This is a genomic window from Telluria sp. ZB2R32 (assembly GCF_059685715.1).
On sequence record NZ_JCASIG010000003.1, the window covers coordinates 346783 to 368538 of the forward strand.

Annotated in this window: 16 protein-coding genes; 6 read left to right on the top strand and 10 right to left on the bottom strand. The window is 65.9% G+C overall.

What is annotated here, in order from left to right; translation table 11 throughout:
* Positions 1–90: 90 nt before the first annotated feature.
* Both AC56LG_RS10940 and AC56LG_RS10945 read right to left on the bottom strand, forming a co-directional pair.
* Positions 91–6120, bottom strand: coding sequence for an ESPR-type extended signal peptide-containing protein (locus tag AC56LG_RS10940; protein WP_497166134.1), 6030 nt, complete (start codon positions 6118–6120; stop codon positions 91–93).
* Positions 6121–6523: 403 nt separating this feature from the next.
* Entirely contained in the window at positions 6524–6817 is a 294-nt protein-coding gene (locus tag AC56LG_RS10945; protein ID WP_497166135.1) for a hypothetical protein, read from the bottom strand.
* A gap of 170 nt (positions 6818–6987) precedes the next feature.
* On the opposite strand from AC56LG_RS10945, the gene AC56LG_RS10950 reads away from it, so the two are divergent.
* On the top strand, positions 6988–8640 hold the full coding sequence (locus AC56LG_RS10950; protein ID WP_497166136.1) for a response regulator: 1653 nt from the start codon (positions 6988–6990) through the stop codon (positions 8638–8640).
* 12 nt (positions 8641–8652) lie between these two features.
* On the opposite strand, the gene AC56LG_RS10955 is transcribed toward AC56LG_RS10950, so the two are convergent.
* Positions 8653–9108, bottom strand: a complete 456-nt coding sequence (locus AC56LG_RS10955) for a response regulator (RefSeq protein WP_497166137.1) — start codon at positions 9106–9108, stop codon at positions 8653–8655.
* A gap of 5 nt (positions 9109–9113) precedes the next feature.
* Positions 9114–11390, bottom strand: a complete 2277-nt coding sequence (locus AC56LG_RS10960; RefSeq protein ID WP_497166138.1) for an ATP-binding protein — start codon at positions 11388–11390, stop codon at positions 9114–9116.
* A gap of 242 nt (positions 11391–11632) precedes the next feature.
* Here AC56LG_RS10960 and AC56LG_RS10965 point away from each other — a divergent pair, with 242 nt between their 5' ends.
* Together AC56LG_RS10965 and AC56LG_RS10970 are read left to right on the top strand one after the other, a co-directional pair.
* On the top strand, positions 11633–13543 hold the full coding sequence (locus AC56LG_RS10965) for a hybrid sensor histidine kinase/response regulator (protein ID WP_497166139.1): 1911 nt from the start codon (positions 11633–11635) through the stop codon (positions 13541–13543).
* Between the two features lie 21 nt (positions 13544–13564).
* Complete coding sequence (locus AC56LG_RS10970; protein WP_497166140.1) at positions 13565–14479, top strand: pyridoxal-phosphate dependent enzyme; 915 nt, start codon at positions 13565–13567, stop codon at positions 14477–14479.
* A gap of 157 nt (positions 14480–14636) precedes the next feature.
* Here AC56LG_RS10970 and AC56LG_RS10975 read toward each other — a convergent pair whose 3' ends face one another.
* Together AC56LG_RS10975 and AC56LG_RS10980 are read right to left on the bottom strand one after the other, a co-directional pair.
* A complete protein-coding gene (locus AC56LG_RS10975; RefSeq protein WP_497166141.1) occupies positions 14637–15824 on the bottom strand; it encodes an esterase/lipase family protein in 1188 nt (395 codons plus the stop codon).
* Positions 15825–15956: 132 nt separating this feature from the next.
* Positions 15957–17240 (bottom strand): dienelactone hydrolase family protein, encoded by a 1284-nt coding sequence (locus AC56LG_RS10980; protein WP_497166142.1) that lies wholly within the window; start codon positions 17238–17240, stop codon positions 15957–15959.
* A 251-nt stretch (positions 17241–17491) separates the two neighbouring features.
* Here AC56LG_RS10980 and AC56LG_RS10985 point away from each other — a divergent pair, with 251 nt between their 5' ends.
* From AC56LG_RS10985 to AC56LG_RS10995, 3 genes are all read left to right on the top strand, one after another.
* Entirely contained in the window at positions 17492–18103 is a 612-nt protein-coding gene (locus tag AC56LG_RS10985; protein WP_497166143.1) for a tRNA-uridine aminocarboxypropyltransferase, read from the top strand.
* 118 nt (positions 18104–18221) lie between these two features.
* The gene (locus AC56LG_RS10990) at positions 18222–18965 is read left to right on the top strand and encodes a hypothetical protein (protein ID WP_497166144.1); all 744 of its coding nucleotides are present in this window, start codon (positions 18222–18224) and stop codon (positions 18963–18965) included.
* Between the two features lie 95 nt (positions 18966–19060).
* Entirely contained in the window at positions 19061–20236 is a 1176-nt protein-coding gene (locus AC56LG_RS10995) for a PA0069 family radical SAM protein (RefSeq protein ID WP_497166145.1), read from the top strand.
* A 148-nt stretch (positions 20237–20384) separates the two neighbouring features.
* On the opposite strand, the gene AC56LG_RS11000 is transcribed toward AC56LG_RS10995, so the two are convergent.
* The 4 genes from AC56LG_RS11000 to AC56LG_RS11015 all read right to left on the bottom strand — a co-directional run bounded on the left by AC56LG_RS11000 (position 20385) and on the right by AC56LG_RS11015 (position 21658).
* Positions 20385–20687 (bottom strand): IS3 family transposase, encoded by a 303-nt coding sequence (locus AC56LG_RS11000; protein ID WP_497166146.1) that lies wholly within the window; start codon positions 20685–20687, stop codon positions 20385–20387.
* Positions 20687–20857, bottom strand: coding sequence for a hypothetical protein (locus AC56LG_RS11005; RefSeq protein WP_497166147.1), 171 nt, complete (start codon positions 20855–20857; stop codon positions 20687–20689). The genes AC56LG_RS11000 and AC56LG_RS11005 overlap by 1 nt, the downstream gene beginning before the upstream one ends.
* A 94-nt stretch (positions 20858–20951) precedes the next feature.
* Positions 20952–21200 (bottom strand): hypothetical protein, encoded by a 249-nt coding sequence (locus AC56LG_RS11010; protein WP_497166148.1) that lies wholly within the window; start codon positions 21198–21200, stop codon positions 20952–20954.
* A gap of 74 nt (positions 21201–21274) precedes the next feature.
* The gene (locus AC56LG_RS11015; RefSeq protein WP_497166149.1) at positions 21275–21658 is read right to left on the bottom strand and encodes a hypothetical protein; all 384 of its coding nucleotides are present in this window, start codon (positions 21656–21658) and stop codon (positions 21275–21277) included.
* Positions 21659–21756: the final 98 nt, after the last annotated feature.

A 21756-nucleotide genomic window follows, 5' to 3' on the forward strand; every position in this document is an offset into this window, starting at 1 on the left:
AGCACCCTCAATGAAAAAACACCATGGCCTCGCGGCGCATGGTGTTCTGGTCCATCGATTGGCGGCCCCAAGCGCCGCCGCAGTCACGGCTTAGAAGCTGATGCGCACGCCGCCTGCGATGCTCAGGTCGGTGCGGCCATCGCGCACTTCGCCGCTCACGCTATAGAAGCTGTTCGCGCGCTTGCCGTGCGCGACGCCGCCGTTCAGGCCCAGCTGGGCAAAGCCGCGGCCCGCTTGCGGAGCGGCGATGTCCATGCCGCTGCCGGCGAGGCCAGCCGCCACGGTGGGACGCAGCAGGTCGCCCGCATCGTAGCCGAGGCCGACGCTGTAGTGCAGGCCGGCCGCGCCCTGGGCGGCGCCGCCTTGCAGCGTGCCGCTCAAGCCCACGATCGCACGGCTGCCGCTGGCGCGGTAGGCAGCCAGGTCCAGCGCCGCCGTCCCGTTGCCTTCGGTGGCCGCGTCGCGTTCGCTGCGCTGCCAGGACAGGCGGGCAAACGGTGCTGCGCCGCCGAGCTGGCCGAGGCCGGCAAGGCGCACGCCGATACTGGCCAGCACGCTCTTGCCGTCGGCCGCGCTGCTCAGTTGGCCGGCGCCGAGCGGATCGGCCCGTTGCGTGTCCCACTGGCTGCGGCCGGCGCCGACCAGCGCATCGATGCGCGCGCTGCCGACGGCCTGTTCGGCGTAGATGAAACCGATGTTCTGGTCGAGGTCACCGGAACCGGCGCGTGCGTCCAGGTTGGCCGTGTCATGGGTGAAGCCGGCGCCGATGCGCGTGTTGCCGGTGCGCAGGACGTCGAGCCCGACGGTCAGCTGGCCGCGGTTCGCATCCGCTGCGCTGGCGCTGGCGTCGGCTTTCCACTTGCTGCGCTCGGCGCCGAGATCGGCCCAGAGCGCGCTCGCCGCCGTGCCGCCGAAGCGGCGCGCCAGCGTGTCCTGCAGCGACTGGCCTGCCAGCGGCGCCAGGGCCGCCATGGCGCCATGCACCTCGCCGCTCAGCGCGCGGGCGGTCGAACCCAGGCTTGCAGCCTGGCCCGTCGCAGCGGCGTAGGCCAGGGTCGACTGGCGCGCGCTCGCGGTGCCGGCCTGGTCGGCGTCGACCAGGCGGTCGAGCACGGCGCCCGCGGCCTGGGCATTGCGGTTCTCGCCGAGGTCCTGTACGTGGCTCGCGTAGGAGCTCGGCAAGACCAGCAGGTCGATGCTGTTGCCGCCATTGCCGTTGTAGAACACGGCCATGCGCGTGCCGGCGCGCAGTCCGGCCGGCTGCAGCAGCGTCGCGAAGCGGCCCTCGATGCCGCCGGCGGCCGTCACGATGCGGTAGCGTTCGCCGATCGACGGCAGGTAAGGCGTGTAGCTGTCGCTGCCGGTGATGGCGGTCAGGTTTGGCGCCAGCGTCGCGCCGGTGGCGTGGAAGCTGGCCGTGCCGGTCAGCAGCAGGCGCGAGTAGTTGCCTGGGCCGCTGGCGGTGCCGGTGCCGTTGATGTCTTCCTGGAAGGTACTGCCCGGGGTCATGATCACCGGTGCGCTGCTGGTCAGGGTGCCCGGCGAATTGCCCGGCGCCAGGGTGCCTTGCACGATGGTCGGCGCATCGATGCTGCCGGCGCCGCGCAGGGTAGCGCCGCTGGCCACGAACACCTGGCTCGAGTTCAGCTTGCCGTTGGCACGCAGTTCGCCTGCGCGCACGCAGACGCCGCTGGCGATCGTGCTGGCGCCGGCCAGATTCAGGGTGCCGCCGCCTTCCTTGATGAAGCAGTTGTCGCCGGCCGCGCCATTGATTGCGCCGGTGATCGTCGTGGTGGTCGCAGCGCCGATACGCATGCTGGTGCCGCCGGCGAGGGACACGTCCTGGGCCAGGGCGAGGTTCGCCGTGGTCGCGAGCGTGCCGTCGCGCAGGGCCAATGCGCCGCTGCCGAGCGCCTTCGAGGACGCCGCGGTCAGCGTGCCGCCTTCGATGCTGGTGGTGCCGCTGAAGCCGCTGTTGTCGCCGCCCAGCACCAGTGTGCCCGCACCCTGCTTGACCAGGTTGCCGCTGCCGGCCAGCTTGCCGCTCAAGGCCAGCGTGGTGTTGCCGGCGGTGTCGAGCAGGCCATTGCCGGCCAGTGTCAGCGCGCGGCTGTTGGCCAGCGAGCCGGTGCTGCGCAGGGTGCCGCCGTCGAGGACCAGGCCGTTGCCGGCGTTGCCCAGGTTGGCGTCGGCGCCGATCTGCAACTGCGCGCCATTGCCGACCGTGACCGTGCCGCTGAAGGTGTTCGCGCCGGACAGGGTGGCATTGCCGCCGGCGATGCCGACGCCGCCGTTGCCTGCGATCACGCCACTAAAGCTGCCGGCCGCATTCGCCAGCACCAGGTCCTGGCCAGCCAGCGCGACGCGGCCATTGCCTTCGAGGCTCTGGAGAATGCCGGGCGCGTTGCCGCCCATGACCAGCAAGCCGTTGGCGAGCACCTTGCTGGAGGCGGCGATGCTGCCGGCGCCGCTCAGCGTCAGGCTGCCGTTGGCGCCGATCTCGGTGGCGCCGGTATAGCTGTTGTTCCCGGACAGGCCGAGCTGGCCGCCGCTGACAGCGAGCGCGCCGCTGCCCTGGATCACGCCGCCAAAGGTATCGGCGGCGGCGCTCACGGTGAGGGTCCGAGCGCCGAGCGTGGTGGTGCCGCTGCCGGCCAGCGACTGGATGCTGGCGCCGGCGGTGGCGCCGATGTCGAACGCGCCGTCGTTGATGATGGCGCGCGAGGCCGCGACGCTGCCATTGCCTGCCAGGACGAGCGATGCGCCGCTGCCGACCGAGGTGGCGCCGGTGAAGTCGTTGGCGCCGCTCAGCGTTTGCACACCTCCCGTGATCGCCACGCCGCCGTTGCCGCTGATCGTGCCGTCGAAGCTGCCGCTGGCACTGGTCAGGGTCAGGTCCTGGCCGCCGAGCACGGTGCTGCCGTTGCCTGTCAGTGCGGTAAGCGCAGCGCCATTGCTGGCGCTGATGTCGAACACGCCATTGTTGGCGAGGCCGTTGCTGCTGGCGATGCTGCCGTTGCCCGACAAGGCCAGGGTGGCGCCGCTGCCGATCAACGTCGCGCCGGTGAAGCCGTTGGCGCCGCCCAGGGTCTGGGCGCCGCCCGTGATCGCCACGCCGCCGCTGCCGTCGATCGTGCCGTCGAAGCTGCCGCTGGCATTGGTCAGGGTCAGGTCCTGGCTGCCCAACACCGTGCTGCCGTTGCCGGTCAGTGCAGTCAGGGCTGCGCCATTGGTGGCGCTGATGTCGAACACGCCGTTGTTGGCGAGACCGCTGCTGCTTGCAATGCTGCCAGCGCCCGACAGGACGAGCGAGGCACCATTGCCGAGCGTCGTCGCGCCGGTGTAGCCGTTGGCGCCGCCGAGGGTTTGCGTGCCGCCCGTGATCGCCACGCCGCCATTGCCGCTGATGCTGCCGTCGAAGCTGCCGCTTGCGTTGGTCAGGGTCAGGTCCTGGCCACCCAGCACGGTGCTGCCGTTGCCGGTCAGTGCCGCGAGGGCCGCGCCATTGCTGGCGCTGATGTCGAACACGCCGTTGTTGGCGAGGCCGCTGCTGCTTGCAATGCTGCCATTGCCCGCCAGCGTCAGGGTGGCGCCATTGCCAACGGCCGTCGCGCCAGTGAAGCTGTTAGTGCCGCTCAAGGTCTGCGCGCCGCCGGTGATCGCCACACCGCCATTGCCGCTGATGCTGCCGTCGAAGCTGCCGCCAGCATTGGTCAAGGTCAGATCCTGGCCGCCGAGCACGGTGCTGCCGTTGCCAGTGAGGGCGGCGAGAGCCGCGCCATTGCTGGCGCTGATGTCGAACACGCCATCGTTGGCAAGACCGCTGCTGGCGGCAATGCTGCCGTTGCCGGCCAGAACGAGCGATGCGCCATTGCCGACCGAGGTCGCGCCGGTGTAGCCGTTGGCGCCGCCCAGGGTTTGCGCGCCGCCGGTGATCGCCACGCCGCCGTTGCCGCTGATGCTGCCGTCGAAGCTGCCGGCCGCGTTAGTCAGGGTCAGGTCCTGGCCGCCCAGCACCGTGCTGCCATTGCCGGTGAGGGCGGCGAGGGCCGCGCCATTGCTGGCGCTGATGTCGAACACACCGTTGTTGGCAAGACCGCTGCTGCTTGCAATGCTGCCATTGCCCGACAGGACGAGCGAGGCGCCATTGCCGACTGAGGTCGCGCCGGTGTAGCCGTTGGCGCCGCCCAGGGTCTGCGTGCCGCCGGTAATCGCCACGCCGCCGTTGCCGCTGATGGCACCGTCGAAGCTGCCGCTGGCATTGGTCAGGGTCAGGTCCTGGCCACCCAAGACGGTGCTGCCATTGCCGGTGAGGGCGGCGAGGGCCGCGCCATTGCTGGCGCTGATGTCGAACACGCCGTTGTTGGCGAGGCCGCTGCTGGCGGCAATGCTGCCGTTGCCGGCCAGGACGAGCGAGGCGCCATTGCCGACTGAGGTCGCGCCGGTGTAGCCGTTGGCGCCGCCCAGGGTTTGCACGCCGCCGGTGATCGCCACGCCGCCGTTGCCGCTGATGGCACCGTCGAAGCTGCCGCTGGCATTTGTCAGGGTCAGGTCCTGGCCACCCAAGACGGTGCTGCCGTTGCCGGTGAGGGCGGCGAGGGCCGCCCCATTGCTGGCGCTGATGTCGAACACGCCGTTGTTGGCGAGGCCGCTGCTGGCGGCGATGCTGCCGTTGCCCGACAAAGCCAGGGTGGCGCCATTGCCGACGGCAGTCGCGCCGGTATAGCCGTTGGCGCCGCCCAGGGTCTGCGCGCCGCCCGTGATCGCCACGCCGCCATTGCCGCTGATGCTGCCGTCGAAGCTGCCGCTGGCATTGGTCAGGGTCAGGTCCTGGCCACCCAGCACGGTGCTGCCGTTGCCGGTGAGGGCGGCGAGCGCTGCGCCATTGCTGGCGCTGATGTCGAACACGCCGTTGTTGGCGAGGCCGCTGCTGCTTGCAATGCTGCCGTTGCCCGACAAAGCCAGGGTGGCGCCGTTACCGACGGCGGTCGCGCCGGTATAGGTGTTGGTGCCGCTCAAGGTGACGGTACCGCCGCCGTTAGCGCTGACGATGTCCAGCGTGCCGCCATTGCCGGTGTTGCTGATGACACCGCTGAAGGTCGAGTCCTTGCCATTGGCGTCGATGGTGCCGCCCGCTTCGGTGATGGTGAAGTCCTGGGTGAAGCCGCCGTTGTCGGTGTCCATCGTCAGGGTGCCGCCGTCGAATGCCGGAGCGACCGTGCCTGCGATGATGTCCGAGGCATTGGCCGGCGCATTGCCTTTGATGGCGATGGGGCCGGTTGGACCGCCGCCGCCAGCCGGCACGATGGCCGAACCGGTAAAGGTGCCGGCGACGCCGGTCACGTAGAACTGCGGATCGAGGCCGGTATCGTCCCAGTTGTAGTCGGCATAGCTGACCTTGTAATCGCCGGCGGTATCGACCGTGAACGAGGTCGTGACCCAGGCGGTCGAGCCATAGCTGCCGAGAATCATTGTGCCTGGCTGCGGACCCGTCACGTCGCTCGAACTGCTGCCGTTGCGCGCCAGCGAGATCAGGTTCTGGGTGCCGGCGCCGGAGATCGCGAACAGCACGCCGTCGTTGAAGGGCTGGTAATCCGATGCGGCATAGGCCCAGGCGAAGGAATAGGTGCCGGGATTGAAATTGAAGGTCTTGCTGATGATGCCAAAATTGGTCACCGACGCGCCGAGCAGGCCGGATACGGTGCCGGCGCTCAGGCCAAAGGCCGCATCGGCCGCGGCGGCGCCGTTGACCGAACTGCCCGATGGCGCCAATTTGACCATGCTGTTGCCGGCCGCGGGCGTCAGCGAGAATGGATTGCCTCCGATGTTATAGCTGTCGGTGCCGCTCAGGACCGTGGTGCTGCCATGGGTGGTCCAGCCGTTCAGGCTCGTGAAGTCGAGGAACGCGGTGCCGGCCTGTGCCTGCGCGCCCAGCGGGAAGGCGATCAGCAGCGCTGCAGCCAGCGGAGTCGCCTTGATGGCCGTGAGCTGCGTGACGATGCGGCGAATTCCAGCCGACACGGCCGAGCGAGGACCTTTGCCGCGAGCGTGGGCAAACTCTGCAACCGGGACGAGCATGCTGGTATGTTTATTCCATACAAGGCGAAATTGATGGTTCATTGATCACTCAAAGTTGGGATGAGATGGGGGAAACGGTAAATTCGAAACAAGGTTCGAGTTTAACGGTAGGTTTCCTTAATGAACTAAAAATTTCTGTATGCAAATCTGGCAAGATAATGGAGGCACTAGCAAAAGAGACAACAAAGTCCGCGGAATAAAGCGGAGATACGCCAACGATCGCAGATGTTGTATTGTGGAAACTTGGATATGTGGTGTCTCTGTCTATCCCGAGTAAATTGCTCAGGCAGACAGAAAGCGTCGCCGGAAAACGACACTGTTTTACAAGAAAGGAAAGATCAGGCTGCCTGCAGGAGAATGCGCATGCTCTCGCAAGCGCGCGGACAAGCCGGCCGGCGTACGAGCGCCCGGTTGCGGCGGCGCCGTACAAGTAAAATCAAATTCGTCACTTTCGCCGCTTCTTGTCGTTCGACGTGTAAGTGCGCGTATAGAAGTCCGGCGGCTTCTTCGCCACCCAGTCGATGAAGGCGCGGATCTCGTCGTGGCCGCGCAGCGCCTCCCAGGTGTGATAGGTGCGCAGCAGCTCGCGCTCGGTGAAGGCCGAGTGGATTTTACGGTGGCAGATCTTATGGATCGGGAACTGTTCCTTGCCCTTGAACGTCTTCGGCACCAGATGGTGGCGGTCGATGTTGACGGTGCCCAGTTCGCGACCGCACAAGGGGCAGAGTGGATCGTGCACGAGGCTCCCCGACGGCAAAATGCATTGTCAATACAAGATGGTGGCAAATCTCTAGCTGTCAAGCATAATCGTGAAATTGATGAACCCGCTATTCACATTGGTGTAGAATCAATGCTTCACAAAATGCAACCTGGCCTCTCTAATGTCCGCAATAGTGGGCTCTCCAGCCGATGATCGAAGACGATACCAGTACCTGTTCGATCCTTCTGATCGATGACGAACCATTCGCCCAGCAAATCATCGAGCATGGGCTGAAAACCTGCGTCAGGCACGTTCTGCACTACGAGTCGAGTCCCGCGCGCGCGGTCGACCTGGTGCGCACGCTGCAGGTCACGGTGGTGCTGGTCGACCTGCGCATGCCCGATCTCGACGGTTTCGAGTTCACGCGCCGCCTGCGCGCCTGCCCCGATACCGAACACATCCCCGTCATCATGCTGTCGTCCGAGGACGACCCCGAGATCAAGGCGCAGGCGTTTGCCGCCGGCGTCAACGATTACATGGTGAAGTGGCCCGATTCGCGCGAACTCGTCGCCCGCGTCCAGTACCACAACGCCGCCTGCATCGCCCGCCGCGAGCGCGACGCCGCCTTTGCCTCGCTGCGCGTGAGCCAGCAGCAGCTGGCCGCGAGCGAATCGGCGCTGCACCAGGCGCAGAAGATGGAAGCCATCGGCCAGCTGACCGGCGGTGTGGCGCACGACTTCAACAACGTCTTGCAGATCATCGGCGGCAACCTGCAACTGCTGAAACTGGTCGGCGGCCTCAACGAGGCGGCGCGTACCCGCGTCGAGATGGCGCTCGCCGGCGTCGAGCGCGGGGCCAAGCTGTCCTCGCACCTGCTCGCGTTCGCGCGGCGCCAGCCCCTGCAGGCGATCGTGCTCAATCCCGGCCACCTGCTGCGCCAGATGGACGACATGATGCGCCGCGTGCTGGGGCCGAACGCGCGCATCGTCACCGACATCGATCCGGCGCTGTGGAGCACGGTCGCCGATCCGGACCAGCTCAACAACGTGCTGCTGAACCTGGCCATCAATGCGCGCGATGCGATGGGTGGCGCCGGTACGCTGCATATCCGCGCCGGCAATGCCGGCGGCGCGACACCGGTACGCGGCATCGAACTGCCGCCCGGCGCCGCCGCCGGCGAGTACGTGTTCATCGAGATTGCCGACAGCGGCAAGGGCATGCCGCCCGAGATCCTGCAGCGCGTCTTCGAACCCTTCTTCACCACCAAGCCGGTCGGGCAGGGCACGGGCCTGGGCCTGTCGATGGCCTACGGTTTCGTCAAGCAGTCGGGCGGCGACATCGCCATCGTCAGCGAAGTCGGCCGCGGCACCAGCGTGCGCATCTTCCTGCCGCGCAGCGCCACCGAAGCGGCGCAGCCGGAAGCGCATGTGGACGTGCCGCTCTACGGCGGCCTGGAAACGATCCTGGTGGTGGAGGACGAGGAAGACGTGCGCAGCTCGACCTGCGCGATCCTGTCCGCGCTCGGCTACCAGGTGCTGGAAGCGGCCGACGCGGCCGGAGCGGTGGCGATCGTCGAAAGCGGACGCCATATCGACCTGGTGTTTTCCGACGTGGTGATGCCGGGGCCGGTGAGCAGCCTGCAACTGGGCGAGATCGTGCGCACTCATTTGCCGCAGGCGCAGCTTTTATACACCTCGGGCTATGCGGAAGGGGTACTGGCGCACGAGGGCAAGGTCAGCGCCTCGGTGCACCTGCTGCAAAAACCCTATCATCCGGACGCGCTCAGTGCGCGCATCCGTCATTTGCTGCGCCGTGCAAAGGCCGGCGCCGACGCCGGTACGCAGGCCGTACCGGCAGCCTGATTCAAGGATGCCTCAGGTCGGACGCACGTAGCGCTGCGAGCCCGGCGGCGGTTCGTTCAGCACCGCCCAGAAGATGCCCAGGTCGGCGATCGCGCGCACGAATTCCTTGAAATCGACCGGCTTGACGACGTAGGCGTTCACGCCCAGCTCGTAGCTGCGGATCAGGTCCTGTTCTTCTTTCGACGAGGTCAGCATCACCACCGGCATGCTTCTCAGCCTGTCGGTCTTGCGCACTGTCGCCAGCACTTCGAGGCCGTCGACTTTCGGCAGTTTCAGGTCGAGCAGGGTGATGGCCGGATTGCCTTCCGGGCGCTCGGCGAATTCGCCGCGGCGCAGCAGGTAGTCGAGCGCTTCGGCGCCGTCGCGCACGACCACGACCTCGTTGGCCAGCTGGCTGCGCGCCAGCGCCACCAGGGTCAGTTCGAGGTCGTGCGGATTGTCTTCGACCAGCAGGATGGGTTTTAGCATTGTGTTTAAGCTCGCGGTTGCGTTGAAAGTGCGAGTGTTCGCGGAATACTGAAGGAGAAAGTCGCGCCCTGGCCCTGGATCGAATCGGCCCAGGCGCGCCCGCCATGGCGCTCGACGATGCGGCGCACGTTGGCCAGGCCGATGCCGGTGCCCTGGAAGTCTTCCATCCGGTGCAGGCGCTGGAATACGCCGAACAGCTTGTGCACGTAATCCATGTTGAAGCCGGCGCCGTTGTCGGCGAAGTGGAAGACGGTGTCCGCTTCGTCCTGTTCGGCCCAGACCCGGATGACGGCCGGGTCGCGCTGGCCGGTGAATTTCACGGCGTTCGACAGCAGGTTCATTACCGCCAGGTGCAGAAAAGTAGGGTCGGCCGTGATGCGCGGCAGCGCTTGCAGGTCCCATTCGATGTTGCGGCCCTTGACGTCGATGGCCAGCTTGTCGATGCAGGAGGAGACCAGTTTCGACATGTCGACCTCGACCGGGCGCAGGGCGGCGCGGCCCATCTGCGAGAAGCTCAGCAAATCGTCGACGAGCTTGCCGGCCAGGCGCGCCGATTCCTTGATGTTGGTGAGGAAGCGCTGGCGCATGGTCGCGTCTTCGCTGCCGCTCGACTCCAGCAGCAGGTCGGAAAAGCCGACGATGTGGCGCAGCGGCGCGCGCAGGTCGTGCGAGACCGAATACGAAAACGCTTCCAGTTCCTTGTTGGCGCGCCCGAGTTCCTCGGCCAGTTCAGCCATCTGTTCGGCGCGTTCGAGCGCGATGCCGAGCAGGGCGCTGCGGAATTCGCCGGTGAGTTCGATCTCGGCCACGTGCCAGGGCAGGCTGACGCCGTGGATCTCTTCGCGCCAGGTGGCGAAGCTGGTGCGCGGGGTGAGCTGGACCAGGGTGCCGGGTGCGACGGCGTCGCTGCGCGACGCCTTTTCATGCGGATTGCCGGCCCATTCGATCGTATGCACCACTTCGGGCCGGAACCACAGCAGGTAGTGCTTGTGCAGGCGCGAAATCGGCATCGCCAGCAGGCCGCTGGCATTACGCTTGAGCGCCGCGCCGCGCGGGTAGATGCCTGAGAGCGCGTCGGTATGGAAGATGTCGGCGCCATGGCCTTCCGCTTCGAGCCAGGACACCAGGTTGCGGATCGCCGCCACCTCGGGCGTGTCGCCGAAGGTCAGCACGCGCTCCTCGGCCACCACCGCCACGCCGCCGGCGCGCGCAAAGCGCAGCAATTCAGGGAATACGCCGCTCATGTTGTCGATGACGTCGGCGCCCTTGGTGAGGTTGCCGAGCATGGCGACCATCATGCGCCGCACATCGAGGCGGAACTGCAGTTCGCTCGCGTCCTCGCGCGACTCGATGCACAGCGCCAGCACTTGCCCGAGCTGCTCGCAGGCGGTGCGCTTCTCGAACGGCAGCGGGCAGGCTTCCTCGTTATGGCAGGAGATCAGGCCCCACAGTTTGCCCTTGACCATCAGCGATACCGACATCGAGGCCAGCGTGCCCATGTTACGCATGTATTGCAGGTGCACCGGCGAGACGCTGCGCAGGGCGGCAAACGAGAGGTCGTTGCGCTGCCCGGTGACGGGATTGTCGCCCGGAACCAGCGGCGACGGGACGTAATTCGCGTCCTGGATCAGGCGGATGCGCGACAGCGTGTACAGCTCGCGCGCCTGGGCCGGGATGTCCGAGGCCGGGAAGCGCTGGCCCAGGTACGAGTGGTAGCCGTCTTCCTTCGACTCGGCCATCACGTGGCCATGGCCGTCGCGGTCGAACTGGTAGACCATCACGCGCCCGAAACCGGTCACCATGCGCACGTGATACGCTGCCAGTTCGGCCAGCGATTCGGTCGTTTGCGACTGGTCCACCTTGAGCAGGAAGTCGCCCAGCAGCGGGTAGAGGTGGCGGAAGTCCGGCGCTTCGGCGCGTTCGACGGCTTCGCATTCGAGGATCAGGACGCCATCCCAGGCGTGGCCGAGCGCGTCGAAATGCAGGCCGTTGCCGGCCGTGATCGTGCCCAGGTAGAACGGCCTGTCGCCGAGGGTACCGCCGGTCAGCGCCGGCAGCAGGCGTGCGGCCGCCTCAACGCCGATGACCTGCGCCAGCGGCTGGCCGGTAGCGGCCTGCGCATCGACCCCAAGCCAGCGCGCCAGGTTGGCGCTGGCTTGCAGCACGTCTCCGGCGCCGGACAGCGTCAGCAGGAAGCCGTGCGGCTGGATGCTGCCGGGCGTGCGGATCGGTTCCCGGTCACAGCCGGACAGGTCGAGCGGTGCAGTTGCGGGTGGAGTCATGGAGCGCGTGCGCGTGAGGCGGGGTTACAAAGACGATATTCTAGCGTGAAAGACATGCGCCGGTGCATTGGAATGCAGGCACCGGCAGGGCATCGCGGCAATGGCACGAATCATCATGTTTTTGAGGCGATCCGCGCTTGACCTGCCCGGCAAGGCATGGTCTTTCCGGCAAGCTTCGCGTGGCCGATGGCGGGCTTTTCGGTTTATGATTGTGTGTTACCCGCCAACGCAGCCACGTGTCCATGAATAATCGAATCGCCGCCAAGAAGAAGCTGACCGAAGAACAGCGCTTCCAGTACCTGATTTCCGGCATCAGCGACTACGCGATCTACATGCTCGACCCCGACGGCCACGTCAGCAGCTGGAATGCCGGCGCCCAGCGCTTCAAGGGCTATCTGGCGCCGGAAATCCTGGGCGAGCATTTCTCGCGCTTCTATACCCCCGAAGACCGCGCCACCAACCTGCCCGAGCGGGCATTGTCCACCGCCCTGGCCGAGGGCAAGTACGAAGCCGAAGGCTGGCGCATGCGCCAGGACGGTACCCGCTTCTGGGCCAGCGTCGTGATCGACCCGATCTACGACGAGCAGGGCACGCTGCTGGGTTACGCCAAGATCACGCGCGACATCACCGACAAGCGCCAGGCCGAGCAGGCATTGCGCGCCAGCGAGGAACGCTTCCGCCTGCTGGTGCAGGGCGTGACCGACTACGCCATCTACATGCTCTCGCCCGAGGGCACGGTGACCAACTGGAACGTCGGCGCCGAGCGCATCAAGGGCTACAGCTACGACGAAATCGTCGGCCAGCATTTTTCGACCTTCTACACCGAGGAAGACCGCGCCGCCGGCCTGCCCGCGCGGGCGCTCGGTACCGCCGCACGCGAAGGGCGCTACGAATCCGAGGGGTGGCGCCTGCGCAAGGAGGGCACCCGCTTCTGGGCGCACGTCGTGATCGACGCCATCCGCGGCGACATGGGCGAACTGATCGGCTTCGCCAAGATCACGCGCGACCTGACCGAAAAGAAAAAGGCCGACGCCGCGCTGGCCGAGGCCAACCTGGCGCTGTTCCAGGCGCAGAAAATGGAATCGATCGGCCAGCTCACAGGCGGCATCGCGCACGACTTCAACAACCTGCTGTCGGTGCTGGCCAGCGGCCTCGAGGTGCTGAGCCTGGGCCGCGGCGGCAACGCGGACGCCAAGACACTGGACAGCATGCGCCGCGCGATCAAGCGCGGCGCCACGCTGACCCAGCAATTACTGGCCTTTGCGCGCCAGCAGCCGCTGCAGCCGGAAACGCGCAGCGTGAACCGCCTCATTTCCGGCTTCGAGTCGGTGCTGCGGCGCGCCGTGAATGCGGCGATCGATTTCCACGTGCGGCTCGACCCGCAGGTGCGCAATACCGTCATCGACAGCGCGCGGTTCGAATCGGCGATTTTAAACCTGGTCGTCAATGCGCGCGATGCCATGCCAGACGGCGGCAGCCTGCAGATCGAGAGCGCCAACGTCGACCTCGCCGAGCAGGAAGTGCGCGGCCTGGCGGCGGGGCCCTACGTGCGGGTGACGGTGACCGACACCGGTACCGGCATGTCGCCGGAAACGGCGGCGCGCGCCTTCGAACCCTTCTACACGACCAAGGAAGTCGGCAAGGGCACGGGCCTGGGCCTGTCCCAGGTCTACGGCTTCATCAAGCAGTCGGGCGGCGAAGTCGTGATCGGCAGCACGCCCGGCGCAGGCACGGCGATTTCCATTTTCCTGCCGGCCGCGCCCGGCCAGGACGGCGAGGATGCACGCAAGGACAGCTCGGAACTGGTGCTGATCGTCGAAGACGAACCCGACCTGATGGACGTGGCCTCGGCGCTGTTCATCAGCATGGGCTATGACGTCGTCACGGCGTCGGACGCCAACGAAGCATTGACCCTGCTGGGCGGGCGCGCCGTCGACATCCTGTTCAGCGACATCATCATGCCGCACGGGATGAACGGCGTCGAACTGGCGAACCATACACGCCAGCATTATCCGAAAGTGAAGATCATCCTCGCCTCGGGCTACCCGCTGCCGGCGCTGGTGCTGGGCGACACCAACCTCGAGGATTTTGCCTTCGTCAACAAGCCGTACCGGCTGTCGGACCTGGCGCGCGCCTTGCGCACGGCGGTCTGAGGTTTCGCGGGTTTTCGCGCCATGCCACTGCACATCGCGACACCGCTGCTGGCTTCCGCCGCATTTCCCGGCGCACGCGTCTGGCTCAAGATGGAAGCGCTGCAGCCGAGCGGCTCGTTCAAGCTGCGCGGCATCGGCCACGCCTGCGAAAGCTGGGCCGCACGCGGGGCGCGGCGCATCGTCGCCTCGTCCGGCGGCAATGCCGGACTGGCCGCGGCCCACGCCGGCCGCCGCCTTGGCTTGCCGGTGCTGGTGGTGGTGCCGGAAACCACCAGCGCCCGTGCACGCGCCTTGCTGGCGCGCGAAGGCGCCGAGGTGCTGGTGCACGGGCTGTCGTTCCAGGAGGCGAATGCCCATGCGCTGTCGCTGCTCGGCGAACAGGATGCCTTTATCCACCCCTTCGACGACCCGCTGCTGTGGGAAGGCCACGCGAGCATGATCGACGAGGTCGCGCGCGCCGGCGTGCGTCCGGATGCCGTAGTGCTGGCCGTCGGCGGCGGCGGATTGCTGGCCGGCGTGGTGGCAGGCTTGCGCCGCCAGGGCTGGAATGAGGTGCCCGTGTTCGCGGTCGAAACCGCCGGCGCCGATTCGTACGCACAGTCGCTCGCCGCCGGCGAACGGATCGAATTGCCCGCCATTGCCAGCATCGCCACCTCGCTCGGTGCGCGCAAGGTGGCGCAGCACGCCTTCGAGCTGGCGCGCACGCACCCGGTCACGCCGGTGGTGGTGAGCGACCATGATGCGGTGGCGGCTTGCCTGCGCTTCATGGACGACCATCGGGTTGTGGTGGAGCCGGCCTGCGGTGCGGCGCTGGCGCTGGCGTACCGGGAAGCGGGGCCGCTGGCTGGTTTCGGGAACGTGCTGGTGATCGTTTGTGGCGGGGCGACGGCGACTGTGGCGCAGTTGCAGGCCTGGGGTACGCAGCTGCGGATGTAGGGTGGACCGGACCACGTGAGGCCGGTTTCCGTCCACGCGTCGACAAGTAGCGGCTCCGTTTTCGTGCCGGATGATCTTGCCGCCAACGATCACCGCGTGAGCGGCGCACGCGCTGGCGCTGTTCATCATGGCGTGGTGGAGCCGACCACCCTACACCTCATAGTCCGAAAAGGATATCGCTTATGCGCTCGTAGATGACATCTGCCGACGGCCCATTGTTCGGCCAGTTCAGCACGTCGAAGTGGTCGTAGCCGCGGTAGGTCCCCAGGTAATTCAAGATTCCCGGTTCCGGCCTGCCGTCGAAGTCCTGCACCGGATGCCCGGCGGGGGCGCGCATGCTGACCGTGTTGACGACGCCGTCGTTGGCGAACCAGGCGCGGTCGATGCGTACCCGGCCCGGCGTGTCCTGGGTGTAGCCGCCCATCCCATGCTGCAGCATCGAAGGCACGATCCACTCGCCGGCATAGGTTTTGTAATAGGAGAACATGTCGCTGCGCGGGTACTGGTAGTAGCGGTTCTGCAGCGGTGCAATGAGGCGGTCGGTGCCGTTGCAGCAGGGGGCGCCGGCTTCGGTGGCCTGCGTGCCGATCGAAAAATAAACCACGTGCGGCGAAGTGCGCGCCCAGGCGTTGAAGTTGCGTGCGCCGTCGGGGGCGAGTTCCCAATTCGCCAGGTCAGCCAGCAGCCAGTCGCGCAGTGGCGAGCGCAGCTGGGGCAGGAGGTCGAGCACGGCGTCGCGCAGGGTGGTGCCGTTGTGCGGCGACGCGATCGTGGTGACGCTGCGGATCCAGCCGACCTTGCCGCCGCGGTAGAGCTCGCCCCTATACCCGTTCGCATCCGTGGCGTTGACGTCGCCGTGTTCCAGCAGTTCCACCAGCGCCCGGATCGTGGTGCCGCCCTGGCTGTGGCCGATCATGTGCAGCGGATGCGCCGCATCCCAGGCCGGGTACAGCGCCGGCGGATAGCCCTGCGGATTGTCCGCCGGGTCGGCCGCCCAGCACTGGACGGCACGCACCGACCCGTCAGCGGCCAGGCGCTGCGCGCCGTAATCGACGCAGCCGCCCTTGAGCTGGGCGTACAGTTCGGCCGCGCGCTCGCGGTTGGTGGCAATTGCGCCGACCACGGCGGTGAACACCGTGCGCGGCCCGTTGTAGCTGCGCAGGTGATCGGCGACGTCGCCTTTGCCGCCCCAGTACAGGAAGCCGCTGCGCGGGAACTGGTCGGGGCCGAAGCCGAGGAAGCCGTGCACCAGCACGATCGGATCGTTGTTGGCGGCGCGCGCGGGCTTCCATCGCGGCACCAGCAGCAAGATCAGGGCGAACAGGCTCCAGAACGAACGCGGCATACAGCACTCCGAAGGGGCGATTGGCCCATTGTCGGAGTGTGAGATAAGGATGGGTTTGCGCCAGATCGAAGGTGCGCGGGGAAGGCCGGGGCGGCGCACCAGAACAGTGCGCCGCCGGCTTGACGAAGCGAATTACTGCGCAGTAGCAACTGGGTGATTCGCTACCGGCGCCGCCTGGCGCGCTCCGGTACTACCCACCGCGCCCGGCGCATTGGCATCGGCCGGTGCGGCGATCGAGGCGGTCATGCTGGCTTTCTCGGCGGCGTCGACCCGGTTGCCGTTCCAGACGATGTAGTCGTCGATCGAATACAGCTTGCACGGCTCGCTGCTCTTTGCCGAGCAGGTGGCCAGCGCGCGCGCTTCCGGCGCTTCGCCTTCCTCGGCCCAGGTCCAGGCGCCGCTCGGCGAGACGGCAAAGGCGCGCGGCGTCATCTTGGTCAGATAGTCGGCGTAAGCCTTGCGGCCGTTCTCCGACAGGAAGGGCACGGCTTCGATGTCGTCCAGCTGCGCATACTCGGTGCGCGGCGGGGTCGGCGGCGGCGGCACGCTGTGGATCACCTCGGTCGGCATGCCGACGGTCTTCAGGAAGCGCATCGTGTCGTCGAGCCAGATCTTTTCGCCGTCGCGGCTGGCGAGCATGCCGTGGGCATCGCGCTTGAACGAAGGGAACTCGACCAGGCGCGCCTTGCCGCCGGCCTGGATGAAGGCTTCGTGCAGGCGGTTGGCCAGGTCCGGGCCGAACAGCGAATCGTTCTCGCCATACATCCACAGGCTGGGCACACGGCTGTTGGCGCCGTACTCGGCAAAGGCCGAGACCAGCGCCGAGCGCCAGGCGCAGCGGTCGCTGTCGTCACGCAGGCCGCCGGCGAAATTGATCAGGCCGCGCACGCCGGGCAGGTCCTGGGTGCCGAGCGCCATCGTCGCCAGGCCGCCGTAGGACTGGCCGGCCACGATCACGTGTTTGGCATCGACCCAGGACTGGGTGCGCGCATAGTCGAGCGTCGAGCGGATGTCGTCGGCCTGCAGGTAGCCGTTGGCCGTCATGTCGCAGCCGCGGTCGCGGTAGCGCCCGGTCGAATTCGCAAAGCCCTGGCGCATCGGCACCATCACCGCATAGCCGCGTTTCACGAAGGCGGTCGCCATGTGATAGAAGCGGTCGCGCGGCTGGGCGCTCGGGCGGCCCGGGTCCTTGCCGTGGTTGATGACCAGCAGCGGGAAGGGGCCGGGGCCGTTCGGGCGGAACACGGTCGTTTCCAGCATCGCGCGGTTTTCAGGACCAGCCGGCACCTGCACGATCTGCTCGTTCATGCGGTAATCGAGTTCGAGTTCCTGCTCGATCGCGATGCCGGGCAACAAGGCCAGGCTGGCGAGCAGGCCGGTGGTGATCTTGCGAACTGAGGAGGAAAGGCTAAGCATTGGCAACTCTGGACATACCGCGGATGCGGCAGCATTGCTGGAAGGAATGAATTGATTCTAGGCACCTGAGCGGGCCAGAGCAATATCCATTTCGGCAATTCCAGAGGTAAATTTTTGTGTGTGGTTAAGATGCTTATTTCTATCGACAACAAAGCGTGAGCAAGGGGGCAAGCTTGCCGTTTTATCAGCATTGGATGTGGTGGCGCGGGGCGCTGGCTACGCTACAATCGTGGCCTTTTGCACCCCTTTCGATGACATCTGATCAGCCCTCGCGCCGCGCCGCCTGCGCAACCTGCCTGCGCGCGCAAAGCGCCTGCATCTGCGCATGGGTGCGGCCGGTGGTGGTGCCGGCCGGCTTGCTGGTCCTGCAGCACCCGCTGGAAGTGGCGAACGCCAAGAACAGCGCGCGCCTGCTGCACCTGTGCGTGAGCGGCAGCCGGCTGGCGGTGGGCGAGGCGTTCGATCCGGCCGCCCTGGAGGCGATGCTGCATGCCGAAGGACGCACGCCGGTGCTGCTGTATCCGGAAACACCGGGAGCGCTTGTCGCCGACAGCGCCAGCCTGCCGCCCCCAGCCCAATTGCTGATCGTCGCGCTCGACGCCACCTGGCGCAAAAGCCGCAAGATGCTGTACCTGAACCCGGCCTTGCAGCGCCTGCCGCGCCTGGCGCTGAGCGGCATGCCGGCCTCGCAGTACCGCATCCGCAAGGCCCATGCCCCGGACCAGCTCTCGACGCTCGAAGCAAGCGCCTGGGCGCTGGGCCAGGCAGGCGGCGATCATGCGCCGCTGGCGCCGCTGTTCGAGGCCTTTGCGGGTTTCGTCGACCAGCAGGCGGCGTATTTGCCGCGTCCGGTGTCAATATAGAAATTCTCGCGGAACTCGGTTAATCTCGCTACACGACGATGTCTTGAGGAAAGAGTGAACCGTTGCCGGATCGTGTCAGGACAGCGTTGACCACCTGATCAACCTGACGAGATTTCGCATGCATCCGTTCCTCCGCCTTGCCTCCATGTTGGCCGCACTTGCGGTCGCCGGCGCCGTCCATGCGGCCGAGCCGGCCCAGGTATTCATCGACAACGGTGAACTCAACTATATCGGCCCTGTCTCCGCCGAATCGAACCGTCAAGCCTTCAATCTGTATGCAGCGCAGGACAAGAAGCCGACCGTTTTCCATATCCGCAGCCGGGGCGGCGACACCGATGCCGGAATCGAACTGGGAAAGTGGGTGCACCAGCAGGGCGTTACGGTCAAGGTGCTGGAATTCTGCTTTTCTTCCTGCGCGAATTACGTGTTCACCGCGGCACGCAACAAGATCGTCAGCAATTTCGCCGTCGTCGGCTATCACGGCGGCCTGAGCAGCGCCGATTTCACTCCAGACAAAGATCAGGAGGCAATGTTCGTCGCCTTGCCAGCCGCGCAACGCGACGCGGCGCGTGCGCAGTTTCTGGCCCAGTTGAAGGCCTCGGTCGAACCGAAAATACAGGCCGAAAAGGCATTTTTCGACGAGATCGGCGTGCAGCAGCGCGTGACCACCCTGGGGCAGACGCCGTACTATGAACAACGCTACGGCAACACCGAGGCCATCGGCTGGTCGTACAGCGTGGCCAGTTTCGCGCGGCTCGGCGTGAAGAACATCACGGTCGTCAACCCGCCGTGGAAGCCGCGTTCGCTGGCTTCCAGCCGCTTTGTCTTCCTGGTCGACGTCAAGGACGCAGCGCGCAAATAAGCGCGGACGGGGCGCAACACCGCTGACACGCGCCGCTTGAGTTCACAAAAAGACGGGCGTATAGTACTGTATAAATATACAGTACGAGGTGTCCAATGGACCTGTGCGAACGAATAATTGACCGAGAATACAGCGCCGAGCAGCCAATCTTGCCGCCGCGTCCGCTCGCAGCGCGCAAGGGGCGCGGCGCCGTCTCGAACCTGCAAGGCCGTTACGAAGTCAATGGCCGCGAAGCCTTCGAGGACGGCTGGGAAAGCGGGATCGAGATTGGCAGCGCGTCTGCCTTCAAGACCCAGGTAACGGACGAAGTCGCCAAGAGCATCCTGTCGCGCAATGCCTCGCCCGACATCCCTTTCAGCGTGTCGCTCAATCCCTACCGCGGCTGCGAGCACGGCTGCATCTATTGCTTCGCGCGGCCGACCCACAGCTACCTCGGCCTGTCGCCCGGCCTCGACTTCGAAACCCGGCTGTTCGCCAAGACCAACGCGGCCGAACTGCTGCGGCGCGAACTGGCCCATCCCGGCTACAAGCCCGAACACATCGCCATCGGCGTCAATACCGACGCCTACCAGCCGTGCGAGCGCGAGTATCGGCTCACGCGCCAGGTACTGGAGGTGCTGAGCGAATGCCAGCATCCGGTCGGGATGATCACCAAGTCGTCCCTGATCGAGCGCGACATCGACCTGCTGGCGCCGATGGCCGCCAAGGGACAAGCCATCGCTGCCATGACCCTGACGACGCTCGACTCGGAAATCTCGCGCACCCTGGAACCGCGCGCGGCGGCACCCGCGCGGCGCCTGCGCACCATCCGCACCCTCACCGAAGCCGGCATTCCGGTAAGCGTCAGCGTGGCGCCGATCATTCCCTTTGTCACCGAACCGGAAATCGAGCGCATCCTGGAAGCAGCGCGCGACGCCGGCGCTGTCAGCGCGCACTACACCGTGCTGCGCTTGCCGTTCGAAGTCAATCCGCTGTTCCAGCAATGGCTGGAAACCCATTTCCCCGAACGGGCCCAACGCGTCATGAACCGTGTGCGCGAGATGCGCGGCGGTAAGGATTACGACAGCGATTGGGGCAAGCGCATGAGCGGCGAGGGCGTATGGGCGGATCTGATCCGCCAGCGCTTCACCAAGACCGTCGAGCGCCTGGGGCTGGGCAAGCTGGGTAGCCGTTTCGGGGGCCTGGATGCCTCGCAGTTCCGGCGGCCGCTGGTGGTGCCGGCCGCGCTGGGCAAGGCAGGGAAGAAAGCGGGGCAGCTGGATTTGTTTTAATCAGCAAACGAGCCTTGATAGTAGCGGAAGCTCAGCCATGGCCGCCCACCCGACTCCACTGGCGTGGTTGCAGGTTGGGCTTGGCGAGATGGATGCGGCAGTAGGGGAGGCTTTGCTCGGCGGGTTAATGTATTCGATGCTGCCTGGCTTACTTCGCCTTCAAAGCACTTGCATTTCTTTGACCAGACAAGGCCTTCAGATCCAGTTCCACCATGAGGCGCTGAACCGCCTTGTGATTGACGTGTTTGCCCAGCTGGCGCAGCGCGGCCGTTATGCGACGGTAGCCGTAGCGCCCCTTGTGACGCTCGAACTCGGCCTTGATCATCGCCTTCAATTCGGCGTCTTTGTCGCCTGCCTTGAGCACACCGGCCTGGTAGTAGTAGGTGCTACGTGCCAGACCGGCAAGCTTGAGCAGACCGTTGATCCGATATTGCTGCCCTAGTTCCTGCACTATTTCCGCTTTTTCGGAGCGGCTGATTTCTGCCGTGTCTGGACCAGGGCATCGAGCTTTTTTAGGTAAGCCAACTCCATGCGCAGGTGCTGAAGCTCGGCCAGCAGTTCTTCGCGGCTGCGCTCGTCTTCGCCAGCGGGGACTGCTGGCTTTGTCGTCGGTATCGTCATCTGCTTCGGTCTTCGTGTCAACGAGGTGGCGTCGAGGTGTCGCTTCCCCTGCGGGCGTGCGCGCGCCAAACGCCGACAATTGAATAACAGCCGATTACTGCCCCAGGCAAATAATCCTGGTGGCGTATTCCTTGGCATTGCTCTTCTTGCTCGCCGCCCAGTCGATCACTTCCTGGGCCTCGGCCACCGTCATGACCGTGGCTTTTTCCTTGTTCTTGATAAAGGAAACGCCTTCGAACTTGCCTTCCTTGCTGCGCATGACGCGGGCAAACACGGGCGGCTTCTTGTCGCCGTCGGCGATCTTGTTTTGTTGAACGAGGTAACGCTGGTCTTTGGTATCCATATGGCGCTTATGCAATTGAAAAATACAGGCCGCATTTTACGGCCTGGCGCGCCTGGCGTCAGCCAGGAACGTGCTCAGCGTCCAGTGCGGTTCAGCCAACGCGGGTCGGGGCCAGGTCGGCGTTGATCCCTGCGATCGGCGGAGACGACCTCGACCGAACTCTTCGAACCGAACAGGTAGCCGACGATGGTGCCTGCCAGCGTGAACAGGGCGGTGAAGCCCTTTTCGAATATTTGCTGGCCCGGGCCATCTTTGATCTCGCGATCGGCGAAGTAGAGCAGGGAAATAAACACGAACAGCATGGTAATGCCGGTGAAGGTTGCAGCCGCAAACCTCAGCTTCCTCGTTTCGGCGTCCGCGCTTTCCGGCGTCGACATGATGACCCATGCCCCGAGTGCCATGACGAAAATGACGGCTCCCAGCGCCAAATAGACAAGCGCGTCAATGCTCGTGATCATTGGATATTCCCCGGTCAGATGTCGAAAGATTAACTTTGGACATCATAATGCTTCGTCCTGACGGATGGTATTTTTTCTGCTGCCACGTTGAGGGACAT